Consider the following 19,655-nt stretch of genomic DNA (forward strand, 5'->3'; position numbering starts at 1 on the left):
TTATCAAATTATAAAACATCATCTCGGTCTAAAGAATATTTATTTATAAAATTGTCTACAAAATCTTTATCATAAAGGTTTATGATCTTCAAATCACTTTTTATTCTCCATAAGAAATTCTCTTGCTCCAAAGTTATTTTTTCGAGATTTTGTTTTATCAATTCTATAAGCTCTTGACGTGTACTAGAAAGTTGTAAAAATGTAATCAAAGGATCTAAATCATACATCTCTAGGAATGAATCCTGAATAATTTTTTTTATATATAGATTAACTTTGACTTCTATCTCTTTATCCTCTCCTGCGCCCTTATTTATCCAAAATAATATCAAGTTATCCAAGATATGTTTATAGGTTTCATCATATCCATATAATCTATTGACTATAAAACCTCTGAGTAAACCTTTATCAAAAAGTTCTGTTAAGCAATTGAAACCACTATCGTATCCCCAAGCAGTTAATAACATAGAGATCAAAGACATACTCGCCTTTTTGCAATAACTCCTCCAATTGTCTTACTCTAGTAGATGAGATATCCTCTTGTTCTAGCTCAGAAGCATCTATGGCATAATCCGCCCCTTCTGGTATCTCATATAATAATTTTCTAATGTACTCTTCTTTCATATTTTTATCCTTATTTATAATATATATACTGTTCGTTTGTGATTGACATCTGTTCTGCTTATATCTAACCAATAAGATTGATCTGACAAATATCGATATTTTTATCTTCCAATGACATAACTATTCTCCCAAATACTTAATTTTTATTGAACTTATATTTACTTCATCATTATCATTAATAGGATTTGTTTTCTCCAAAGAAGCAAATTCATCAATAGGATCTAATCCAATAGAACCAGTATTTTTATCAAATTTTATTAAACTAGATGTAGAATATACAGTACCCAAATTGTCATTATTATTAATTTTTATGCTTAACATATATGTTCCAGTTGCTTCGTTTTTCCCAAAGTTTGTAAATTCCACCGACTCTATCTCATACCCCCTAGCAATCCATCTAACCACATTATCCTGTTGCTCTCTGGTCAATGTTTCTTTCTGCGAAGTCATGCCACACCCTCCTAAAATTAAAATTGCTATTGTTGCTAAAATACTGATAAATAATCGATACTTTTTCATCTTACTGCTTTCCTCTCCGTTTATTACGAAACAATGAGTACAAAGTCACTATCATTCCCAAGACGATTATACTATTCTCCTAAATATACCACATCTACATCTGGTTTCTCATTAGATGTGTCTGACTTTTTAAGAAAATGCCCATGATTTCTAGAAGAAAGCTCATTCACATAGATTTCGCCATTTAATCCTCTCAGTGTAAAATCGATTTGAATTTGATTATTTATTGTGGCATAAAATGAGTATGTTCCTGTTATTTTATTATGCTCAATTTCTGTAAACTCAACTTTCTTAATGTCCTCATAATTCTGAGCCAAATACTCCACCATTCTATCCTGCTCTTCTTTATACTTCACTTCTTTATTGCTCTCAGTCATACCACACCCTCCTAATATTAAAATGGTAATTGCGACTACTAAACTAATAAAAATTCTTCGTTTCTTCATTTTATATCTCCTAATCACAGTTAACCACTGGCGCTACAGCCATTGCCTGCATGCCGTTGGTGGTGTTGTCTTCTACAGCGAGGACTTGGAATTTTTTCCCTAAAATTTTATCTCCTTTTTCAATTGGAAAAGCCTCTTTGCCACTATCTACCGCATAAACCTTGTCAGCAATCCTATTATAATCTTTATGTGTTATCATTCTCTATTCCTCAAAATAAACTTTCTGTATTTTTGAAGTATTTATATCTTCCTCCCCATTTTTCAGATGTAACTCTTTTCCTTTACTTCTAGAAATATGTTCAGTTACATCTATTTCTCCCCCGAATCCATTAAGGCTAAAAGTTATATAATAAATGTCATTAACAATCGCATCACTACTCCATGTACCTGTAGTATTATTCTTTTCAAAATTTATAAACTCAATTTTTTCAACACCTTCATAATTCTGAGCTAAATACTCCACCATTCTATCCTGCTCTTCTTTATACTTCACTTCTTTATTGCTCTTAGCCATTCCACATCCTCCTAATATTAAAATTGTCATTGCGACTACTAAACTAATAAAAATTCTTCGTTTTTTCATTTTATATCTCCTAATCACAGTTAATCACTGGAGCAACTGCCATTGCCTGCATGCCGTTGGCGGTGTTGTCTTCAACTTGGAGGACTTGGAAGTTCTGTGATAATCCTCTGATATCTCTAGTATCTAATATCTCACCTTTTAAAGGGGTAAACGGTTTGTCAGATTTATTCGTATCTATCCAATAGGAAACATTTGATAGAATCTTACTGTCTTGAGTTGTTGTTAACATTTACTTTTGCTCCCAAAGTTTAATAGTCAAATCATCATTTTGAAGAATTTGTTCAGAATGGACAAGGTCAATATAATCACTTCCATAAGCCCATATCTCACCGGTCTGTTCCTTAACAGAAGCTCCGACTTTCCATTCACTATTATCATTTATGTAAAATTTATATGTAACATTTCCAGTTGCATCGTTTGAAACGACCGGTTCCTGATAAAAGGTAATCGTTGTGATTTCATTTTTATCTGGCGCCAAATATTTTTACGAAAAATCTTTAGCTATCTTTTGTGCAATTTGTCTCTCTTCCTTCAATGTTTCTTTCCCCTCAGTCATGCCACACCCTCATAAAATTAAAATTGCTATTGTTGCTAAAATACTGATAAGTAATCGGCTTCTTTTCATTTGATCTAACCTCTGTCCTGTTTATCCTAATTTGTATTTATATTTTATCATACTGTAGCGGAATTTAGTTTTAGGTACAAGAATTTGGTTGATTCATCTCCAAAATGCAAACAAGCCCTCCAAATCAAAGACTTCAAGGGCTTTTCATTCTATAGTTGTATAGCACAATGAAACAAAAACAGTACATTTGTGGTATAATGTACTTATGGCATATTCATTAGATTTTCGTAAAAAAGTTCTCGCATACTGTCAGAAAACCGGCAGTATTACTGAAGCATCTGTTGTTTTCGATATTTCACGCAACACCATCTATCAATGGCTAAAATTAATGGAGACTACTGGCGAGCTTCATCACCAAGTTAAGGGAACCAAACCAAGAAAAGTTGATAGAGTAAAATTAAAGAACTATCTTGAAGCTCATCCAGATGCTTTTTTGACTGAAATAGCTTCTGAATTTGGCTGTCATCCAACAGCTATTCATTACGCTCTCAAAGCTATGGGATATACTCGAAAAAAAGAGCTGTACCTACTATGAACAAGACCCTGAGAAAGTAAATCAGTTCCTTAAAGAATTTAATAACTTAAGTCACTTGACACCTGTTTATATTGACGAGACAGGGTTTGAGACATATTTTCATCGAGAATATGGTCGATCTTTGAAAGGTCAGTTGATCACAGGTCAGGTCTCTGGAAGAAGATTCCAGCGGCTATCTTTAGTCGCAGGTCTTATAAACGGTGAGATTATAGCCCCAATGACCTACAGAGAAACCATGACTAGTGACTTTTTCGAAGCTTGGTTTAAAACATTCTTACTACCCACTTTAGATAGACCATCTGTTATCATTATGGACAATGCAAGGTTTCATCGGATGAGTAAGCTAAAAGAGTTATGCAAGGAGCAGGGTCATAGACTTTTACCACTTCCTCCTTACTCACCTGAGTATAATCCCATTGAGAAAACATGGGCTCAAATGAAAAAACACCTCAGAAAAGTATTGCCAAATTGTGATACTTTTCTTGAGGCACTTTTGTCCTGCTCTTGTTTCAATTGACTATATCAATCAACTTCTCCCCTTTTCCAAAAATAGGTCGGTCACGCGCATTCTCCTTGGATTGGTATACAGACCGTGCTCGCACAAAAAACAGCCAACTTTCGTCAGCTGTTGAGTTTCTTAAAAATTCACATTGTCTGGATCAGATTGGACGCTGACGCCTTCAACACTATCCAAGGTCGCCACATCATCTGCCGACAATTCAAAGTCAAAGATGTTCAAATTGCTTTCAATGTTGGCTGGAGTGACAGATTTTGGTAGAGGTAAGAATCCTTTTTGCAGGCTCCAACGTAATGCCACTTGGGCAACAGATTTGCCAGTCTTTTCAGCAATTTCTTGTACTACTTTATTCTTGAAGATGCTGCCTGTTCCCAGTGGACTGTAGGCTTCCAGAAGAATGTCGTGCTCACGGCAGAAGGCTGCTAATTCTTCCTGCGGGCAACCCGGTGCCAAGAGAACTTGGTTGACCTGTGGCTTGATTTCAGCTGTTTCAAACAAGGCTTCCAGGTGATGGATCATAAAATTGGATACACCGATAGCGCGGACCTTGCCTGCCTTGTAGGCTTCCTCCATGGCCTTCCAGGCACCAGCATTTCCAGCCTTCCAGGCATCATTCTCACGGAGCGCCTTTGGATTTGGCCAGTGAATCAAGAGCAAGTCAAGATAGTCAACGCCTAATTTTTCCAGCGATTCCTCAATCGACGCCTTAGCAAGCTCATAATCGTGCTTGTCGTTCCAGACCTTTGTCGTCAGGAAAATGTCCCCACGCGCCAGGTCACTATCTGCGATGGCACGACCAACACTGCGCTCATTTCCATAAATCTGCGCCGTATCAACATGCGTGTAGCCAACCTTGAGGGCGTGCGCCACACTCTTGTAGGCAGCATCGCCTTCTTTAATCTGCCAAGTGCCAAAACCAATCTTTGGAATCTTGACACCATTTGAAAGTGTATAGTTTTCCATGTTTCCTCCTTTTTGAAACACTAGGACTCTGCGTCCTTTCTTCGTATATCGTTGTAGGCATCTGTCCACTCATTTGCCGAAATTCTCTGAGCTTCTAGCTGGGCTAACTGCTGATGGATCTCGATTTTCTTGACCAGATAGGCATGAGTCTCCTGCAAGGCTGCAATCTGAGCCTCCAGCTGGGCCTGCGTTTTCTTGAGCAAGTCCGACGACAGGGCATGATTGTGGAACTCCGCCAAAATCTTCTGGATATCCTCCAAGGGCATTCCCACACGGCGATAGTGGACAATGGCCTTGATCCGGTCAATGCTCCGCTCATCAAACTGACGGATACCCCGCTCATTTCTAGGAATCTCCACCATTCCCTCTTTCTCATAAAAACGGATGGTCGGCGCTGAAATCCCCAGCAACTCCGAAATTTCTTTAATCGTGGACATAGCTGCCTCCATCACTATTGTATCAACTTAAACCTACTTTAAGTCAAGTCTGAGGTTTATTTTTTTTTGAAAAATAGCCTGTGAATTCAACTGTATCATTCCCAGCAAGCCCCTACTTGACTTGACCACGTTGGTAAGAGGCATTGTAGACTTGAAAATCATGGTCGTGCAGGACCTCGGCCGCCTCTGCCAACCAATTGACATTACGAATGAGACCACGACCGACTTGGATCAAATCAGCCTGGCCATTTTGCAAGATATATTCGCCCATCTCTGGACTATTAAGCAAACCAACAGCTGTAACTGGAATACTGACAGCTTCTTTGATTTTGGCAGAAAAACCAGCCTGATAACCACCATAGATTGGAATATTTGGTCGCGTATCCATGACACCGCCAGTTGAGATATCCAGGCAAGCCACGCCCCGTTCTTCCAACCATTTGGCAATTTGTTGGTAATCTTGGAGTGTATTTTGCTGGCCAGTCTCATCGTAGGCGGTCACTGACAAGCGCACCCAAACTGGACCAGTAAAGACAGCTTTGACACCTTCGATAATTTCTTTCAAAAAACGGAATCGATTTTCTAGACTACCACCGTAGGCATCCGTCCGTTGATTGGTCAAGGGTTCCAGAAATTGATTGACCAAATAGCCATGCGCCCCGTGAATTTCAATCATGTCGTAGCCAGCCTGAGCTGCACGTGCCGCAGCCGCCACAAAAGCAGACTGAACACGCTCAATGTCTTCAAGGGTCATTTCCTGCGGTACCTTGTAATCTTGGTTAAAGGCAAGAGCAGTCGGAGCAAGGGGCAGTTCCGCATCCTTGGCCTTACGGCCACCATGACTGAGCTGGATACCGACCTTACTTCCGAAAGCCTTCAATTCCGAAACTAATTTGGCTAAGGCCTGTGCCTGTTCATCTGTCCAAATACCCAAGTCATGCTTAGATAACCGACCATCTGGTTCTACAGCCGTTGCTTCTTGGATAATCAGGCCAACTCCGCCGATAGCACGCGCGCCATAGTGGGCATGATGGAAGGCCGTTGGCAACCCATCTTCAGTCTTGACTTCGTACATACACATAGGTGGCATGACCACACGATTTTTGAGCGACAAACCAGCAATCTCAACCGGTGACAATAATAATGACATAACTACCTCCTCTTACCTGAACTCAACAAATACTATTATAGCACTAATTAGAATAAAAATCAGAATATGAAGTCGACAGAAAAATCCTCTGACTATTGTCATAGGACTCAACTAAGCTTTCCAGCGTTTGGTTTTCTTGAGCATCATAGGATAGCTGGCCTTCATCAACCATTTGACAAAGGCATTTCCTTGACCATTTGAAATGGCAGTTTTGCCCTTAACTAACATTTCTTCAAAACTGATGTCTGGCTCTACAAAACGACCGTTAACATAACAATAAGAGCAATAGATAGACGATTTCGTCCCATCTTTCTCACTTCCACGAACATCTAGGCCATGTAAATTCAAAGGCATAGCACAAGACTGACAAAATTTTTCCATAGTATTTCCTTTCGGTGAATTCTTTCTTACACTCTCTCCTTCAACCGCTCTACAAAAAGATAGGCTGCTGGGCAAATGAGCGTATTTTTCAAGGTCAGATGGTTAATCTGATAGAAACGCTTTCGGTCGGTATGGGGAAAGGCTGCGCAGGCCTTGGGACGGGCGTCATAGACGTCACAGAGATTGTCAGGACCCAGAAATGGACAGGGCATGGACTGGAAGACCTTGTCGCCATCCTCATCCACCCGCAGATAGGTGGACTCAAAGGTCGACAATTTCATCCGAAAGAGCTTGGCCATGCGGGTAATATCCGCCTCCGTCAAGTCTGGTCCTAAATCCTTGCAACAATTGGCACACTGGGTGCAGTCAATTTCTTGGAAGACCTCGTCGTGCAATTCCTTGACAATTTTATCTAAATTTTTCGGTGGCTTTTTCTTCAAGCTAGCCAAAAATTTGCGGTGCTCTCCCTGTTTTTGCAGGGCCAGCTGCCGGTACTTCTCAATATCTAAGCTCATAAACTTCCTTTTCTCAATGGTCTAAAGTGCTCTGCTCTTTTCCAAAGCCTTTGTAGAAAAAATCCTACGGGAAACCTCAGCGACGGGCAGGCCAATGATGGTATGAATGTCACCTGAAATCCCGGCCACAAAGCGTGGGTCCAGCTCCTGAATACCGTAGACACCAGCCTTGTCCAGGGGCTGCTTGTCATGGATGTAGGTCTGAATAGGCTCCTCAAGCGCTGGGTAATAGTCGACAAAGTCAATCTCTGCCACAGTGTAAAAGACATCCAATGAATCCGCAGTGCGCAGGCAGACCGAGGTCACAACCTGATGGGTCTTGCCGAAGTAAGAGCGCAACATGGCCTCAGCCTCCGCCAAATCAAGCGGTTTATTAAAAATTCGGTCGTCCGCCACCACAATGGTGTCCGCTGAAATGTAGAGCTTACCCGGCTCCAGAGGCAGGTCAGACTTGGCCTTGGAAATTTCACAACAGGTCTTGGCGGCCCGGGTCAGAAAATCATCCGCAGCGAATTCAGCCATAAACTGTTCTTCAATCCTGCGTTCATCAACTTCTACCGACTGGATTTCTGGCGCTAAAAACTGCAAAAGCTCTTTTCTGCGGGGCGAGTTGCTGAGCAGGACATAGGAGTCAATTTGTCCTGCTTGGCCTTGACTTTGGTAATCGAAAATTGTTTTCATTGTTCAACCTATAGGAAAGGGGCTAGGCATCTGCCCAGCCCTTCCTGACTTATTTTTTATCATCTTCATCCATTGAGAGGACGCTGAGAAAGGCTTCCTGCGGTACTTCGACGGAACCGATGGCCTTCATCCGTTTTTTACCGGCCTTTTGTTTTTCCAGAAGTTTACGTTTACGGGAAACGTCACCACCATAACACTTGGCCAAAACGTTTTTCCGAAGGGCCTTAATGTCGCTACGGGCCACGATTTTTTGACCGATAGCGGCTTGGATTGGCACCTCAAATTGTTGACGTGGAATGATTTTCTTGAGCTTGTCCACGATGATTTTCCCACGTTCGTAGGCAAATTCCTTGTGGACGATAAAGCTGAGGGCATCGACCTTGTCGCCATTGAGGAGAATATCCATTTTCACCAGTTTAGATGAGCGGTATTCAGAAATCTCGTAGTCAAAGCTCGCATAGCCGCGGGTTGAGGACTTAAGCTTGTCAAAGAAATCAAAGACAATTTCAGCCAGCGGGATTTGGTAAATGACATTGACACGATTGTCATCAATATAATCCATGGTCACGAAGTCGCCACGCTTGCGCTGGGCCAATTCCATCACCGCACCGACATATTCCTGCGGTACCATGATTTGGGCCTTGACGTAAGGTTCTTCGATAGTGGCAATCTTGGTCGGATCTGGAAACTCAGATGGGTTGGCCACATCGATCGACTCACCGTCTGTCATATTGACATGGTAAACCACCGACGGCGCTGTCATGATCAGGTCAATGTTGAATTCCCGCTCAATCCGTTCTTGAATAACGTCCATGTGGAGCAGTCCCAAGAAACCACAGCGGAAACCAAATCCAAGGGCCTGCGAAGTTTCAGGCTCAAATTGCAGACTCGCATCATTGAGCTGGAGTTTTTCCAAGGCCTCGCGCAAGTCATTGTATTTGTTGGAATCAATCGGATAGATACCAGCAAAGACCATTGGGTTCATCTGTTTATAGCCAGCCAAGGGTTCAGAGGCAGGATTGTCAGCCAAGGTCACCGTATCACCGACACGGGTATCCGCAACCGTCTTGATGGAGGCCGCAATATAACCTACGTCACCCGTTGCCAGGTAGTCACGTCCCATGGCTTTGGGTGTGAAAATTCCCACTTCTGTCACGTCAAAGGTCTTGCCATTGGACATCATTTGAATGGTATCGCCGGGCTTGACCACACCATTGACAATGCGGACCTGCAAAATAACACCGCGGTATGGGTCGTAAACAGAGTCGAAAATCAATGCTTGAAGGGGCGCCTCGACATCACCAGTTGGTGCAGGCACTTTTTCAACGATTTGCTCAAGGATTTCCTCGATGCCAATACCCGCTTTTGCGGACGTCAAGACAGCCTCTGAGGCGTCCAGTCCGATTACATCTTCGATTTCATGACGGACACGTTCTGGGTCAGCCGCTGGCAAGTCAATCTTGTTGATAATGGGCAGGATTTCCAAATCATTGTCCAGGGCCAGATAAACGTTGGCCAAGGTCTGAGCCTCAATACCTTGAGCAGCATCGACTACCAAAATCGCACCTTCGCAGGCTGCCAAAGACCGAGAAACTTCATAGGTAAAGTCAACGTGCCCCGGTGTGTCAATCAGGTGGAAGGTATAGGTCTCACCATCCTTGGCCTTGTAGTTGAGCTGGACAGCATTGAGCTTGATGGTAATGCCACGCTCACGCTCCAAATCCATGCTGTCTAGGAGCTGGGCCTGCATTTCACGGCTAGAAACTGTCTCTGTTTTTTCCAAAATACGGTCAGCCAGCGTTGATTTCCCATGGTCAATATGGGCAATGATAGAGAAGTTACGAATCTTCTCCTGTCGTTTTTTCAAATCTTCTAAATTCATCATTCATCCTTTAAGGGTAATACTCTTCATTATATCAATTCATTATAGTTTTGGCAAGAAAGCTACTGTCTTCAAGCCTAAAGTACCAGCTTTGGTGAATAGCTCCGATATGCTCTAAAACAGGCAAAGAATAGAGCATTTGCTCAACTTCTGCTAGTATTTCTTTGTGCTATGCTTGTTCATAACCCTACTCCTTTCTATTTTGGGTACAAGAAAAGCACTCGAATACTCGAATGCTTAATGAACATCACGACGATGGCCAACAGTCATCGCAAGTACAACCAATTCATCATCAATAATGTCACAAATAACCCGGTAGTCTCCTACGCGGTAAGCCACTGACCAGCACGATTAGCGGTCAATCCTTTACCTTTTTCTCGTGGATTAGCTGAACCATCAACATTTTTATAGATGTATCGCACAATCGAACTAGCAACCCCATCAATGCCAAGCTCCTCTGCCATTTCTTCGATGGTCAATGGCTGATAGCCCTTAGCTACATCATCTAGGTACTCCTGATAAGCTAGTTCCCCCACACGAGCATCATATTCATCTTCCAAAGCCTCCAATGTCTTGGTACGAATAAGCTCCGAAAGGGGAAATCCCCTCAAACTTAGCCATTGCTTTCATAAAGTTTTTATCTGCCTCAGACACCTTCAAGGTAATCGTAGTCATAACATTTTCTCCTCATCTATCGGTAACACCATTGTATTACATAAAGAAAATGAAGACAAGCCAGCACCGCTCGGGTGCTAAAAATTATGATAAGATACAGGTGTCCACCGACTTACTTGTCACCCAACCAGAGGCGGATTTCACGTTCAGCAGCCTCTGCACAGTCAGAACCATGCACAGCATTTTTGACATTTCCATCCAGGGGCGCTGTTGCCAAATCGCCTCGAATGGTGCCTGGAAGTGCATTGACAGGATTGGTCGCCCCCATCATGGCCCGCCATGATGTCACAACTTCTGGTCCGTTCAAAATACCAGCAATCAGCGGTCCACTAGTCATATAGTCCACCAACTGCGGGAAAAATGGTTTGTCCGTCAAATGGTCATAGTGGGCGGCAATCAAGTCTTCCGTCGCCGTCATCATTTTCAAATCAGAAATGGTAAAGCCACGGTGCTCGATGCGGGAAATAATCTGCCCTACCAGCCCACGCTGGACAGCGTCTGGTTTAATAATGAAAAATGTACGTTCCATAAATTTCCTCCATTTTACAGGTGTCAGAGGGACAAAACCTCAATCTGATTTCCGCCTAAAAGAATTAAGTATGAATCCACTCGGTCAATCGCATAGGCCTGTCTCAAGCTGGCAGCGTAGAGGGCCATTTGTTGCTGGTAACGTTCTCGTAATTGTTCCGGATGCTTGTATTTATCGGTCTTGTAATCAAACAGAACGATATGGTCCTCATAAAGGATGTAGCCGTCTATAATTCCACGCAGGACAAATTCCTCTTTAGAAGTTGCATCTTTTTGGATACTGGCAAAAGGTGCCTCGCGGTGTAGCTTGTCAGTATTGGACAAGATTTCCCGTCCCAAATCTGTATCAAAAAAGTCCAAAATCTTCTGAGTATCAATCCTGTCCTTGACAGCCTGATTAGTCTGCACACGGGCAAGAGCTTCTTTAACCGTATCCTCTGTCACCAGCCATGACAAATCAATAGCCTGCATGAGCTCATGGATAGCAGACCCCATATCAGCACCCGTCACCTGCTTGTGTTTAGTGAAATTCGGTAAGCTAAAGGAATGCTCTGTCTGTCTCGTTTCAATCACATCTAGGGCCTCATCAGATAAGACCGGCTCATAGAGTTTTTTAATCTGACTTGGCGTCCGCAAGGTCGGCAAATCAATAGCTGGCTTGTAACGCTGATTGAGCTCTTCGACACCATTTAGTTGCTTGATAGTATCTGAAATAGCTTTAGACTGTCGCTGGTCTTTGCCCCCTGGATTGGTCTGCTTGTCAGGCATTTCCAATTTATCCTCATCAGTAAATACCAAATCAGTGTCTTGGATAAAGCGCTTCTTGAAATGCAGGTCTTGGTCTGGAAAGGCCGCCTCAATGGCTAGCACCCAGTCTTGGAAAGAGGTCATGCTCTCTCTGCTGGCCCTTGCAAGAACGCCATCTTGACGCTTGCCATCGTAGCGAGTAGCTAATTTTTCCTGACTGCCCTTGCCCACTAGATAGAGCTTTTTCTCCGCACGGGTCATGGCTACATAGAGCAAGCGCATTTGTTCCGATAGGTTAGCAATTTTCAGCTCCTGGCCATTTATCTGATAGGGAAGGGTGTCCATTTGCACGCGCACATGCGGGAGCGGCGTATCAAACTGGTCCTTCATATCTGCTATAAACTGGATGCCCAGGCCATTTTCCCGACTGAGAATATAAGGCGCCCGACTTTCCATGGCATTGAACTTCTTGTCCATATTCATGAGAAAGACATACTGGAACTCCAAGCCCTTGGACTTATGGACCGTCATGAGCTGGACAGCATCCTTGGGAACAGCCACCTCTACCTCGGCCAGGTCATTATCGCTGGCTAGAACCTTATCAATCATGCTGATGAAGCGTGACAAGCCCTTAAATCCTGTCTTTTCAAACTGATTGGCCCGCAAGCCCAGGGCATAAAGATTGGCCTGCCGCTTCTGACCATTGGGCAGAGCGCCCACATAATCATAGTAAAAGCGATCATTGAAAATCTTCCAAATCAGGTCGTGAATGGAATGAAGCTTGGCAAATTTTCTCCAGTCTGACAAGACGGCATCAAACTTCTGAACTTTTTCCAGTAAATCCTGCTCAATCAAGTCTGCATTCTCCGATTGACCCGATAGAGCCAGCTGAATCTTGTCGAAGAAAAATCCAGTCTCTGTCTGGAGAGCCAGACGAGCCAACTGGTCCTCATCAAAAGCGAACATAGGGGATTTGAGCAGGGCTACCAGGGCGTAATCATTGAGTGGCTGGTTAATGGTCCGCAGGGTGTCCAGCATGACCATGACCTCCAGCGACTTGAGATAGGAAGCCATACCACCATCCGCTACCAAGGGGATACCATGCTTTTCAAAACTGGTCAAGATAGCATCGTTGCGGGTCCGACTTGGCACCAGTAGCGTAATCTTTGAAAAAGCTACTCCTTCCTGCTTATGCAGGCGAATGATTTCCTTGGCCACCAGCTCCACCTCGCCAGCTGTAAAGGATTGCTCCTCCTGCTCCTCGTCAGATATATCCGTATTGTAAATCAAATACTCCATCTCATTATTGGGCAGGATGAGTTCTTGTTTCCCTTGCTTCTCACTACCAGCAACCAGGCTATGGGTCTCATCATACTTGATTTGCCCCACTTCCTTGTCCATGAGGCGCGTGAAAATAGCATTGGTCGCATCGATGACCTCTACCCGGCTACGGAAATTTTCCTTGAGCAGGATCAGTTTGCCAGCCTCTGGATTGGCCTGGTAGAGCTCGAACTTATCTTGGAAAATCTGAGGATCCGCCTGACGGAAACGGTAGATGGACTGTTTGATATCTCCCACCATAAAGCGATTGTGCCCATTTGACAAGAGATCCAGCATCCGCTCCTGGGTGTGGTTGTTATCCTGATACTCGTCCACCATGACCTCATGGTACTTTTCTTGGAAATGCTGGCGAATCTGCGCATTGCTTTCTAAAATACCGATGGCTAAATGGCTGATATCAGAAAACTCAAAAGCATTTTCCTGCATCTTGGCCTGTAAATATTGATAAGAGAAATCGCAAACAAATTCCTGCAAAATCCTCAAAAGTGGCAAGACCTGGGGCTGGTAGGCAAAAATGGTCTCTAAAAACTGGAGATTCTGCAAGTGGGATTTGAGCTGCTTAAAGACAGGGTACTTGACCCCAGCCACTGTGACATCGCTGGACGAAGGGAGGATGTCCACTAATTTGCCAGTCAATTCCGGTAGGCGGCCCGCTTCCATATGCCTATCAAATTCCTGGGCCCATTCGCGCAGACTTTGGAAAATCAATTGGTGCTTCTTGTAGGCCGCCGTATCCTCTCCCTTGGCTGTTTTTTGCTTGTAATCCGGCAAATCAGTCAAGTCCTGCAAGTCATCAGCGGCCTGAAACATGGCTGCTAGCAAACCTGTTAGGTTAGAGCTAGGCAGGCTCTCCCAGTCCATATAAACTTGATAGCCCTTGAGCAAATTTTGTCGCAGCCACTTGTCTGGTGCGCTAGTTGCCTGGCTAAAGTCATAGATCTGGTAGACCAATTCCCGAAAATTCTTATTATCCTTACGGTTGCCGGAGAAATTCCGAACCAATTGCTCAAACGACTTGCCATCTTTTCCAGACAGATAATCTGCAAAGAGATCACCGAACACTTCATTTTTCAGCAAATCCTGCTCATTCTTATCTGTCATGATACGGAAATTGGGCGCCACGCCCAGCTCATAGCCATAGGTCGTGACCAATTTCTGGGTAAAAGAGTCCATGGTTCCGATATCCGCATTGCCCAATTCAGCCAATTGAGCCGTCAAATGCCTGCGGATGTCCTCATCCACCGTCTCCTTGATTTCCGTGTTGAGCCTTTTCTCAATCCGCTCCTTCAATTCACCGGCCGCCTTGACCGTGAAGGTGGAGATAAAGAGCTGGTCAATATGGACACCCCGTTTGAGCTTGTCCAAAATCCGCTCGACCATGACAAAGGTTTTTCCTGAGCCCGCTGATGCGGACACCAAAATATTCTGCCCATGGCTGTAAATGGCCTCAATCTGCTCTGGAGTTCGCTTCTGGTCTTTTTCGGAAGCCAGTTCCTGGGCCTGAATCTCTTTGATTTCTTCTTCGGTTAAAAATGCTTGAAAGCTCACGATTGGCTCCCTCCTTTCATTCGCTCTAACCAGTCTTCTCGCCTACCACCCTTGACCAAGACACGAGCCTGGCTCAGATGCCGGTCTGCTTCAAATCCGGTAATGGCCTTGAGCTGGTCACCTGCAACGGAACGTCCATCTTCTGTATAGGGATTGATGGCAAATTCTCCCTCTAAAATGCGGCTGGCTGCCTGGCGGTACAATTTCTCATTATGGGCCATTAGAAGCCCTAATTCCTTGCGACTATAAAGACTGGCCTTGGTCTTATGATAGAGTTGGTTGAGACGATTGCTCTCCTCTTCGATAAATAAGCCCTTATAAACCAAGGATTTGTATGCTTCGGCAAGAACCTGGTCCTGCCCCTTAGTATCGGCCAATTTGACAATGGGATCCAGCAAATGCAGATACATGGCCCCAAATACCTTATCTGTCTGCCCAGCAACCTTCATCTGACTAACAGCCGACAGATAGGTAATGAGCTGAGGACTAAGGCCATTGTAAAATCTGTCAATCTTAAAGCTATTGGCACTGGACTTGTAGTCAACGACACCCAAAGCCTGGTCAGATAGCAGCTGATCCAGGCGGTCAATCTTACCGATAATTTGTAGCTTACGACCACCTTCTAGTTCTAAATGGGCTTGCTCGTTCTGACCAAACACTGCTTCATTGGCCAAAACTCGCACAGGACTATCGCCTCGTAAAACGAGGGAACTTGCACGCGCTACGTCCAGCAAAATTTGCTCCGAATAACGACTATCGGCATTCTCACCGTATAGGGCCTGGAAATCCTTTTCCTGACGGGTTGCTGCAATGGCCTGCTCCAACTTTTCATCGAAGAAGGCACTGCTGTGGTCCATGGTCACGCGCTCAAAAATCCGATGGAGGAAATTCCCATGGCTACGAGCATCCGGTCGAATAGAATCCTGCTCCTGCAAACGCAAGACATGCTTAATGAAAAAGAGGTATTCATTCTTGTAGAAGTCCGTCAAGCTAGACACCGACAACCTCAAGGGCTGGTCAACTGGATAGAGGGTTGCCAGAGTTTTCTTGGCCAGCTTCTGACTGTGCAATTGGCTGGAAATTGTCGGAATGGTAACGCCCTTTTGCTTTAACTTCTTATCAAGATAACGGACAGCCGCCGACCAAAAGTTCTTGATATCAGTATCCTCTTCTGTAGCCAATTCCTCAGGATTGAGCTGAATAACTTGGGACAGGAGACCATTAAAATGCCCGACATCCGTTGGCAGCAGGGTCGTCCTCCGACCTTTTTCAATGGATTTCACACCCAAGCCCGTCAATAGCTTCAGATAAGGAGAGACTAATTCCTGACCTTCATTGTACAATTGCGGAGCTGATAAGACCAGATGCTCAGTCGCCGAATGCAGCAAGGACATAAAGGTAGCATGGTTTTTCTTGCCATTTTCCCGACTAGGAATGTGGAACTGGGCTAGGGAGTCCGAACGTTCATTCATCCTGGCCTTCTCCTCGTCTGTCAAAATACCTGTATTCTTGGCAACTTTTGGGAAATTCGACTGGCTCAACCCCAGGGCATAGACATACTTGGCCGTATGCGGTTCAATCAAATCATAGGACTTGACAGACACTACATCCACCGTTGCTGGCACGGTCCGGTAATGACTAGATTGCATACCCGCCTTGAGTAGGGAAAGGAAATCCTCGACCGACAGGGTTTCCTTGGCAAACAAGTGTTGAAAAACTTCCAGAATATGGCAGAAAGCCTTCCAAACCTCTTCCTCTTTTTCAATTTGCAGCTGGCTCAGTCCTTCTGACAAGGCAGCCATATTTTCAGCCAAGTTGATGCAACGGGCAAACTCCATGAATTTTTCTAGGAGGGATTGGCCTGACTGCGGACGAGCCTTGAAAAACTGTGTCAGAGGTGCCATAATGCTCTCTCGTAGCTGGTTCAAAACCTCCAAATCATAATTCGCTCTGCTATTGACCGTAAAATCACGAGAAAACTTAGCCTGGCCCTTGAGATCCGCAAAGGTAATATAAGCGTGGAAGCGGTCCAGTTGCCCCTGCTCCAGCTGGCCATAGAGACCAGATGTCAGCAAGTTAATCAGGTCCTCCGCCCGAAAATTATAGCGTTTCAGACGCTCCAGGGACTCCACAAAATGCACCAGCGGATGGTGACTCATTTCCTCAGCCCTGCCAAAATAGTGGGGGATTTCATATTTATCAAAAATCTTGCCAATCTGAAGTTGGTAGCTATCCATATCACCTAGCAGGACTAGGATATCCTTATAGCGAGTCCCCTCAAACAATCTTTTACGAATGGAACGAGCAACCGCTTCAACCTCCTCCTTTTGATTGGTAGCCTCCCAGATTTCAATAGCTGACAAATCCTCTTCAGTCAGCTCATAGGCAGGTTTGGAATAATCAAACTGGCTTTCAATATTTTTGGAGAGTTTTGCAAGGGATGGCCTCGTAACATCGCCACCATCCCTTGTCAACTTGCCTTGATCAACTCCGTCCATGAAAATAGGCTTGGTCTGGTAGCTAAAAGCCAAGTGACGGAGAAATTCAACACTGGCTTGAAAAACATTCCCCTCAAGATGAGTTTCCTGGTAGGCTTTTTTGCTGGCATAGCTGGCAATGTGTATTTCCGATACACGCCCATGAAGGCTGGCAATTAGGGCTTCCTCTTCAGCTGAAAAACGCGTAAAACCGTCCACAATCAGGACCACCTGTCTGAGCTGGTCATCCAATTGACCTGACTCTACTTTCCGTCTGAATTGCGCCAACTTGGTCTCATTTTCATAATCCTCGTCCATGAGAACGTCCTGCAAGGCTGACAAAATCTTGATAATATCTGCCTGCTTGGCAGAAGTCTCCAGATTTTCCAAGGCAGAAAGGGGCATGTTGGAGGTTTGCAATTCCTTGTAAAGATTGACCACCTGCTCAATAAATGCCGGGTCCTTCTTCAAGCGGCCATAGACCTGCAAATCACCATCTTCAAACTGTGCTAAAACTCGATAGACCATCATGGACAAGCCCAAATCATCCAACGCTTTTTTGCTGTTCTCTTCATGGTAGATAAAATAACGGGCCATTTGCGCAAAGCGGGTCACCAGGATTGATAAACTAGCCTTTCTCGGCAGGTAGGATAGGACCTTTTTTTCCTTTTCAAAGGACAAGGAGTTGGGCGCAATGTAAAATACCCGTTGAACCCGCTGGGACTCTTCCAGTGCTAAAGCGGTCAACTTCTTGGTAATATCGTTGCTGATGTCTGAATAATATAACTTCATGGTTTCCTCACACAATTCTGGCGTCTAAGAACTATTCTTTACAATCTGGACTCACAAGTAAGGTACATTTAGGTAAGCGATAGTTTTTTGATAATTAGGACCGTTTTTTGAAAAAATACTGACTGTATTTCTAAAAAACTAACGATGAGTAGTAGAAAACTAGCCTTAGCTAAAAGTGCCGAACTGTGAATACAGGTTCTTTTTCCATTATACCAAAAAAAGCCCACCTCAAGGGTGGGCAAGGGCATCGTTTCCGATGAGAATAGAGGCTCTATAATTTCTGTAGTGGGTAAAACCACCATGGAAATTATGGAGCCTTTTTGAGTATATACAAAAAGTCCCATATGACCTATAATGAAAAGTGCTCAAACTATCATTTTAGAAAGACTCATATGGAACAACTAAATCTTATCACTAATTTTCTCAGAATTAAAGACAAAAATATTACTATCACTGATGAATATGATATGGGAACTCACTTAGAACTCCACGGTTACTTGGATTACATGGCTCCTAAATGTCCAGAATGCAAGGGACAAATGGCTAAGTACGACTACCAGAAAGCATCAAAAATCCCTTACCTAGAAACTGCTGGTTACCCACTCCTTATCCGCCTTAAAAAGCGTCGTTTCAAGTGTAAAGAATGTGGGAAAATGGCTGTCGCTGAAACTCCTCTTGTTAAGAAAAACCATCAAATATCTGTCGCTGTTAGTCAGAAGATCGCCCAGTTACTCATCGAAAATCAAGCAATGACACATATTGCACACAGGCTAGCTATCTCAACATCATCAGTTATGAGAAAGCTCAATGAGTTCAAGTTTGAAACGGATTGGAATACCCTACCTGAGGTGATGAGTTGGGACGAGTATGCCTTCAAGAAGGGGAAAATGAGCTTCATCGCTCAAGATTTCGACTCCCTAAATGTCATCACCATTCTCGACGGAAGAACTCAAGCAACCATCCGAAACCACTTTCTACGCTATCCTAGAAAGGTTAGAAATCGAGTCAAAGTGATTACCATGGATATGTTTAGTCCCTATTATCAACTTGCTAAACAGCTTTTTCCGAATGCAAAAATTGTACTCGACCGCTTTCATATTGTTCAACACCTTAGCCGTGCTATGAACCGTGTCCGTATTCAAATCATGAATCAATTCGACAGAAAATCGCAGGAATACCGTGCTTTGAAACGCTACTGGAAATTGATACAACAAGATAGCCGTAAAATCAATGATAAACGATTTTATCGCCCTATGTTTCGAATGCATTTGACTAACAAGGAAATCCTGGAAAAACTCTTGTCTTTCTCTGAGGAACTACGACAGCACTATGAACTCTATCAGCTTCTCTTATTCCATTTCCAAGAGAAGAACTCAGACCATTTCTTTGACCTAATTGAACAAGAAATAACCACTGTTAATCCTATTTTCCAGACGGTATTTAAGACATTTCTAAAGGATAAAGACAAGGTTTTGAATGCCCTAGAATTGCCTTATTCCAACGCCAAACTGGAAGCTACCAATAATCTCATCAAAGTCATTAAAAGAAATGCCTTTGGTTTCAGGAACTTTGAGAACTTTAAAAAACGCATTTTGATTGCTTTGAACATAAAGAAAGAGAGAACGAAGTTCGTCCTCTCTAGGTGTTAGCTTTTCATCTACCCACTACAGTTGACAAAGAGCCAGAATAGAA

At 43.7% G+C, this 19,655-nt stretch carries 20 protein-coding genes and 2 pseudogenes; 2 read left to right on the plus strand and 20 right to left on the minus strand.

The genetic code is table 11. The features are described 5' to 3' along the window. Positions 1-8: 8 nt before the first annotated feature. From AB1F57_RS09170 to AB1F57_RS09205, 8 genes are all read right to left on the minus strand, one after another. Positions 9-464, minus strand: a complete 456-nt coding sequence (locus AB1F57_RS09170; RefSeq protein WP_174853333.1) for a hypothetical protein — start codon at positions 462-464, stop codon at positions 9-11. Continuing rightward, positions 436-621, minus strand: a complete 186-nt coding sequence (locus AB1F57_RS09175) for a hypothetical protein (protein WP_174853332.1) — start codon at positions 619-621, stop codon at positions 436-438. The genes AB1F57_RS09170 and AB1F57_RS09175 overlap by 29 nt, the downstream gene beginning before the upstream one ends. Before the next feature lie 120 nt (positions 622-741). After that, entirely contained in the window at positions 742-1,140 is a 399-nt protein-coding gene (locus AB1F57_RS09180; protein ID WP_174853331.1) for a hypothetical protein, read from the minus strand. A gap of 71 nt (positions 1,141-1,211) precedes the next feature. Then, positions 1,212-1,586: a DUF1433 domain-containing protein gene (locus tag AB1F57_RS09185; RefSeq protein ID WP_174853330.1), complete on the minus strand. Its 375-nt coding sequence runs from the start codon at positions 1,584-1,586 to the stop codon at positions 1,212-1,214. Between the two features lie 10 nt (positions 1,587-1,596). Further along, the gene (locus AB1F57_RS09190; RefSeq protein WP_174853329.1) at positions 1,597-1,785 is read right to left on the minus strand and encodes a hypothetical protein; all 189 of its coding nucleotides are present in this window, start codon (positions 1,783-1,785) and stop codon (positions 1,597-1,599) included. Positions 1,786-1,788: 3 nt separating this feature from the next. Continuing rightward, positions 1,789-2,169, minus strand: coding sequence for a DUF1433 domain-containing protein (locus tag AB1F57_RS09195; protein ID WP_174853328.1), 381 nt, complete (start codon positions 2,167-2,169; stop codon positions 1,789-1,791). A gap of 10 nt (positions 2,170-2,179) precedes the next feature. After that, the gene (locus AB1F57_RS09200) at positions 2,180-2,398 is read right to left on the minus strand and encodes a hypothetical protein (protein WP_174853327.1); all 219 of its coding nucleotides are present in this window, start codon (positions 2,396-2,398) and stop codon (positions 2,180-2,182) included. Continuing rightward, complete coding sequence (locus AB1F57_RS09205; protein ID WP_174853326.1) at positions 2,399-2,647, minus strand: hypothetical protein; 249 nt, start codon at positions 2,645-2,647, stop codon at positions 2,399-2,401. A 352-nt stretch (positions 2,648-2,999) separates the two neighbouring features. Between AB1F57_RS09205 and AB1F57_RS09210 the strand changes: the two genes are divergently transcribed. Then, a protein-coding gene (locus AB1F57_RS09210; protein WP_367985658.1) for an IS630 family transposase occupies positions 3,000-3,846 on the plus strand; the annotation gives its coding sequence in 2 pieces (ribosomal slippage) (positions 3,000-3,307 and positions 3,306-3,846; 849 coding nt in all). Between the two features lie 120 nt (positions 3,847-3,966). Here AB1F57_RS09210 and AB1F57_RS09215 read toward each other — a convergent pair. From AB1F57_RS09215 to rexB, 12 genes and pseudogenes are all read right to left on the minus strand, one after another. Beyond that, the gene (locus AB1F57_RS09215; protein ID WP_367985659.1) at positions 3,967-4,809 is read right to left on the minus strand and encodes an aldo/keto reductase; all 843 of its coding nucleotides are present in this window, start codon (positions 4,807-4,809) and stop codon (positions 3,967-3,969) included. 20 nt (positions 4,810-4,829) lie between these two features. Further along, positions 4,830-5,246, minus strand: coding sequence for a MerR family transcriptional regulator (locus tag AB1F57_RS09220; protein ID WP_367985660.1), 417 nt, complete (start codon positions 5,244-5,246; stop codon positions 4,830-4,832). A gap of 112 nt (positions 5,247-5,358) precedes the next feature. Further along, positions 5,359-6,396 (minus strand): NADH:flavin oxidoreductase/NADH oxidase, encoded by a 1,038-nt coding sequence (locus tag AB1F57_RS09225; protein WP_174853022.1) that lies wholly within the window; start codon positions 6,394-6,396, stop codon positions 5,359-5,361. A gap of 111 nt (positions 6,397-6,507) precedes the next feature. After that, on the minus strand, positions 6,508-6,777 hold the full coding sequence (locus AB1F57_RS09230; protein WP_167785035.1) for a zinc ribbon domain-containing protein: 270 nt from the start codon (positions 6,775-6,777) through the stop codon (positions 6,508-6,510). Between the two features lie 26 nt (positions 6,778-6,803). After that, positions 6,804-7,292: a YkgJ family cysteine cluster protein gene (locus tag AB1F57_RS09235; RefSeq protein WP_105122713.1), complete on the minus strand. Its 489-nt coding sequence runs from the start codon at positions 7,290-7,292 to the stop codon at positions 6,804-6,806. A gap of 21 nt (positions 7,293-7,313) precedes the next feature. Further along, positions 7,314-7,973, minus strand: coding sequence for a Maf family protein (locus tag AB1F57_RS09240; protein WP_167785034.1), 660 nt, complete (start codon positions 7,971-7,973; stop codon positions 7,314-7,316). Between the two features lie 49 nt (positions 7,974-8,022). Continuing rightward, positions 8,023-9,855, minus strand: coding sequence for a translation elongation factor 4 (lepA, locus tag AB1F57_RS09245; RefSeq protein WP_105110806.1), 1,833 nt, complete (start codon positions 9,853-9,855; stop codon positions 8,023-8,025). Positions 9,856-10,092: 237 nt separating this feature from the next. After that, positions 10,093-10,319 (minus strand): annotated as a pseudogene (locus tag AB1F57_RS09250) (type II toxin-antitoxin system RelE/ParE family toxin). Further along, a pseudogene (gene relB / locus AB1F57_RS09255) lies at positions 10,299-10,530 on the minus strand (type II toxin-antitoxin system RelB family antitoxin); the annotation flags it as partial. The pseudogenes AB1F57_RS09250 and relB, both read right to left, overlap by 21 nt. A 112-nt stretch (positions 10,531-10,642) precedes the next feature. Then, entirely contained in the window at positions 10,643-11,059 is a 417-nt protein-coding gene (gene ndk / locus AB1F57_RS09260) for a nucleoside-diphosphate kinase (protein ID WP_172094987.1), read from the minus strand. 23 nt (positions 11,060-11,082) lie between these two features. Continuing rightward, positions 11,083-14,694, minus strand: coding sequence for a helicase-exonuclease AddAB subunit AddA (addA, locus tag AB1F57_RS09265; RefSeq protein WP_174853021.1), 3,612 nt, complete (start codon positions 14,692-14,694; stop codon positions 11,083-11,085). Beyond that, positions 14,691-17,963 carry an ATP-dependent nuclease subunit B gene (gene rexB / locus AB1F57_RS09270; protein ID WP_367985661.1) on the minus strand — a complete coding sequence of 1,091 codons (3,273 nt, stop codon included), beginning with the start codon at positions 17,961-17,963 and terminating at the stop codon, positions 14,691-14,693. Before rexB ends, addA begins: the two co-directional genes overlap by 4 nt. A gap of 392 nt (positions 17,964-18,355) precedes the next feature. Between rexB and AB1F57_RS09275 the strand changes: the two genes are divergently transcribed. Beyond that, the gene (locus tag AB1F57_RS09275) at positions 18,356-19,612 is read left to right on the plus strand and encodes an ISL3 family transposase (RefSeq protein WP_174853283.1); all 1,257 of its coding nucleotides are present in this window, start codon (positions 18,356-18,358) and stop codon (positions 19,610-19,612) included. Positions 19,613-19,655 lie beyond the last annotated feature (43 nt).

It is taken from the genome of Streptococcus nasisuis (assembly GCF_040836615.1).
Classification (GTDB): Bacteria; Bacillota; Bacilli; order Lactobacillales; family Streptococcaceae; genus Streptococcus; species Streptococcus suis_V.

What these genes read in the sequence shown, in the direction of transcription:
- AB1F57_RS09230 (WP_167785035.1), bottom strand. Translation starts at nt 6,777, where the DNA reads ATGGAAAAATTTTGTCAGTCTTGTGCTATGCCTTTGAATTTACATGGC.
- rexB (WP_367985661.1), bottom strand. Translation starts at nt 17,963, where the DNA reads ATGAAGTTATATTATTCAGACATCAGCAACGATATTACCAAGAAGTTG.
- lepA (WP_105110806.1), bottom strand. Translation starts at nt 9,855, where the DNA reads ATGAATTTAGAAGATTTGAAAAAACGACAGGAGAAGATTCGTAACTTC.
- AB1F57_RS09180 (WP_174853331.1), bottom strand. Translation starts at nt 1,140, where the DNA reads ATGAAAAAGTATCGATTATTTATCAGTATTTTAGCAACAATAGCAATT.
- AB1F57_RS09275 (WP_174853283.1), top strand. Translation starts at nt 18,356, where the DNA reads ATGGAACAACTAAATCTTATCACTAATTTTCTCAGAATTAAAGACAAA.
- AB1F57_RS09220 (WP_367985660.1), bottom strand. Translation starts at nt 5,246, where the DNA reads ATGTCCACGATTAAAGAAATTTCGGAGTTGCTGGGGATTTCAGCGCCG.
- AB1F57_RS09190 (WP_174853329.1), bottom strand. Translation starts at nt 1,785, where the DNA reads ATGATAACACATAAAGATTATAATAGGATTGCTGACAAGGTTTATGCG.
- AB1F57_RS09195 (WP_174853328.1), bottom strand. Translation starts at nt 2,169, where the DNA reads ATGAAAAAACGAAGAATTTTTATTAGTTTAGTAGTCGCAATGACAATT.
- AB1F57_RS09170 (WP_174853333.1), bottom strand. Translation starts at nt 464, where the DNA reads ATGTTATTAACTGCTTGGGGATACGATAGTGGTTTCAATTGCTTAACA.
- AB1F57_RS09185 (WP_174853330.1), bottom strand. Translation starts at nt 1,586, where the DNA reads ATGAAGAAACGAAGAATTTTTATTAGTTTAGTAGTCGCAATTACCATT.
- AB1F57_RS09175 (WP_174853332.1), bottom strand. Translation starts at nt 621, where the DNA reads ATGAAAGAAGAGTACATTAGAAAATTATTATATGAGATACCAGAAGGG.
- AB1F57_RS09240 (WP_167785034.1), bottom strand. Translation starts at nt 7,973, where the DNA reads ATGAAAACAATTTTCGATTACCAAAGTCAAGGCCAAGCAGGACAAATT.
- AB1F57_RS09215 (WP_367985659.1), bottom strand. Translation starts at nt 4,809, where the DNA reads ATGGAAAACTATACACTTTCAAATGGTGTCAAGATTCCAAAGATTGGT.
- AB1F57_RS09235 (WP_105122713.1), bottom strand. Translation starts at nt 7,292, where the DNA reads ATGAGCTTAGATATTGAGAAGTACCGGCAGCTGGCCCTGCAAAAACAG.
- ndk (WP_172094987.1), bottom strand. Translation starts at nt 11,059, where the DNA reads ATGGAACGTACATTTTTCATTATTAAACCAGACGCTGTCCAGCGTGGG.
- AB1F57_RS09225 (WP_174853022.1), bottom strand. Translation starts at nt 6,396, where the DNA reads ATGTCATTATTATTGTCACCGGTTGAGATTGCTGGTTTGTCGCTCAAA.
- AB1F57_RS09200 (WP_174853327.1), bottom strand. Translation starts at nt 2,398, where the DNA reads ATGTTAACAACAACTCAAGACAGTAAGATTCTATCAAATGTTTCCTAT.